At 62.5% G+C, this 2,076-nt stretch carries 1 protein-coding gene; it reads left to right on the top strand.

The features are described 5' to 3' along the window. Window positions 1-496: 496 nt before the first annotated feature. Entirely contained in the window at window positions 497-1,957 is a 1,461-nt protein-coding gene (locus tag NCS02_RS15535) for an NAD-dependent succinate-semialdehyde dehydrogenase (RefSeq protein ID WP_008353830.1), read from the top strand. Window positions 1,958-2,076 lie beyond the last annotated feature (119 nt).

The raw sequence follows: 2,076 nt of genomic DNA, 5'->3' as shown, positions 1-2,076 counted from the left end.
TCCGCCGCCCGAAAACGCTGAGGACACTGGTTCAGCACGAAAGAGCTTCGGCACAGCGCTACGCGCTGCCGCCGGGTCTGCAAAGGAAGCCATCGGTTTGCGCGCGCAGTGCGATAAAGATGTTAGTAGCGAAGCACGCGCGGACCCGATTGACCGGTCGGCCGCGAAGCGGGCTGGAGCTGTTTGGTGCTGAACCAGTTTGGTGTGTGGTGCGATGTGGCAGACCGTGCGCGAGCCAAGCCCGATGGGGCCTATGAGGGCACTCTTTAGGCAGCCCACGAACGACGAGAGGACTACCCAAACTGCGTGTGACCGCGGGCGTATCGGAAGCTGCTTTCTTTGCTTACTTTCTTTGCAGCAGCAAAGAAAGTGAGTGCCGCCCCGCACAGGGGCAGTGCTAATAGACCACTAAGAAAACGGGATCCGGCGAAACACCGGAGCCGACACGAGAACGGGATCCAGCGACAACCCCGAGCCGACACGAAAGGACTAGCAAATGAGCCTGAAAGAACACCTGAAAGACCCGACGCTCTTGCGTCACGCAGCGTACATCGACGGCGAATGGCAACAAGCCGACAACGGCGAAACGTTTGAAGTGGTGAACCCGGCAACGGGAGAATCCCTCGGCAAAGTCCCCAACATGGGCGCAACCGAAACGCGCCGCGCGATCGATGCCGCCAACACCGCCTGGCCCGCCTGGCGCAAAAAAACCGCGAAGGAACGCGCGGCCATCCTGCGCCGCTGGTTCGACCTGATGATGGCAAACGCCGACGATCTCGCCCTCATCCTCACGACCGAGCAAGGCAAGCCGCTCGCCGAAGCCAAGGGCGAAATCACCTACGCGGCGTCGTTCATCGAATGGTTCGCGGAGGAAGGCAAGCGCGTCGCCGGCGATACGCTCGCCACGCCCGCTGCCGACAAGCGCATCGTCGTGACCAAGGAACCGATCGGCGTCTGCGCCGCAATCACGCCGTGGAACTTCCCCGCCGCGATGATCACGCGCAAGGTCGGACCGGCGCTCGCAGCCGGCTGCCCGATCGTCGTGAAGCCCGCCGAAGCAACGCCCTTCTCCGCATTCGCGCTCGCGGTGCTCGCAGAACGCGCGGGCCTGCCGAAAGGCGTGCTCAGCATCCTGACCGGCGATCCGAAAGCGATCGGCGGCGAAATGACGGGCAATCCGATCGTGCGCAAGCTGTCGTTCACCGGCTCGACGGCGGTCGGCCGTCTGCTGATGGCGCAAAGCGCGCCGACCGTCAAAAAGGTGACGCTGGAACTCGGCGGCAACGCACCGTTCATCGTATTCGACGACGCCGATCTCGACGCCGCCGTGGAAGGCGCGATTGCATCGAAATATCGGAATAGCGGACAAACCTGCGTGTGCACGAACCGCTTCTACGTCCACGAGCGCGTCTACGATGCCTTCGCGCAAAAGCTCGCGGCAGCCGCGAGCAAGCTCAAGGTCGGAAGCGGCACGGAAAGCGGCGTCGCGCTCGGGCCGCTCATCAACGAAGCGGCCGTGCAAAAGGTCGAATCGCATATCGCGGACGCGCTCGCGAAAGGCGCCGCGCTCGCTTCGGGCGGCAAGCGGCACACGCTCGGTCACGGGTTCTTCGAGCCGACCGTACTGACCGGCGTCACGCCGGACATGAAAGTGGCGAAGGAAGAAACTTTCGGCCCGCTCGCGCCGATCTTCAAATTCTCGTCCGACGATGAAGTCGTGCAGCTCGCCAACGACACCGAGTTCGGCCTCGCCGCGTACTTCTATAGCCGCGACATCGGCCGCATCTGGCGCGTCGCCGAAGCGCTGGAATACGGCATGGTGGGCATCAACACCGGCCTCATCTCGAACGAAGTCGCGCCGTTCGGCGGCGTGAAGCAGTCGGGCCTCGGGCGCGAAGGCTCGCATTACGGCATCGACGATTACGTCGTCATCAAGTATCTCTGCATGGCGGTGTGATCGCGTTTCGTTGACGCGAAAAGAAAAAGCCTCGGCGCTTTCTGAACTGCACCCCAAAAGTTGGACACCCGTTCAACGATTTGGGGTGTTTTTTCATGAGCAAGTACAGCGCACGACTC

The sequence above is a fragment of the Caballeronia sp. NCF2 genome, from assembly GCF_023631205.1.
GTDB lineage: Bacteria > Pseudomonadota > Gammaproteobacteria > Burkholderiales > Burkholderiaceae > Caballeronia > Caballeronia zhejiangensis.
This window is presented reverse-complemented; position numbering and strand designations above follow the sequence as displayed.

Coding starts and splice junctions, on each gene's coding strand:
- NCS02_RS15535 (WP_008353830.1), top strand. CDS start 497: ATGAGCCTGAAAGAACACCTGAAAGACCCGACGCTCTTGCGTCACGCA.